This window comes from Dysgonomonas termitidis, from assembly GCF_042654545.1.
Classification (GTDB): domain Bacteria; phylum Bacteroidota; class Bacteroidia; order Bacteroidales; family Dysgonomonadaceae; genus Dysgonomonas; species Dysgonomonas termitidis.
In genome coordinates this window covers 1-564 of record NZ_JBHSGN010000223.1, presented here as the reverse complement: position 1 = coordinate 564, position 564 = coordinate 1, and the positions used below count along the sequence as shown (strand labels likewise).

At 55.1% G+C, this 564-nt stretch carries 1 protein-coding gene; it reads right to left on the bottom strand.

Annotated features, from left to right (window positions below; translation table 11 throughout):
• The coding region (locus ACFO6W_RS26345; RefSeq protein ID WP_380002155.1) for a DnaB-like helicase C-terminal domain-containing protein at nucleotides 1-563 on the bottom strand (563 nt) is incomplete at its 3' end.
• Nucleotide 564 lies beyond the last annotated feature (1 nt).

Sequence of the window (564 nt, the reverse complement as noted above, 5' to 3'; positions counted from 1 at the left end):
TTTTTCAATACCGGGGACTCTATGTCCGTAAACTGCGTCGTTTCACTGTTGAACGACACCAGGAAGCTGACAAGCCCCGTATTGCGTCCCTTGCCCCCGATGATAAGGGCCTTCGCCTGCGTATCGTAAGCTTTGAAAGGCTCCGGGAAATCCCTCCTGTAGAGTTCGGGACGGTAAACAAAGTAGATGTTGTCCGCTGCTTCCCCTATCTGGCCGCTGTCCCTCAGCCTGTTGATGTTCGGTTCCGGGTTGGATGCGTCCCGGCTTAACTGCGACAGGGCGATAACCCAGATGTCCAGCTCCCTGGCTATGTTCTTCAACCGCCTGGCCGCATCCGCCATCTGCTGCTCCTTGCCGGCTCCCTTCATGTTTACGGTCAGGATCTGGAGGTAGTCTACCACCGCCCCGTCGATATCATAACGGGCTTTCATCATGCGGATGGACGAAAGGATATTGTCGATGTTGGATGTGCTCCTGTCGTCAAAGTAGATGCCCGAATGGTACAGGGGTGATATGGACTTGTCCAGTTGCCCGAACCTGTGGTCTTCCAGCGGGGCGTACAAC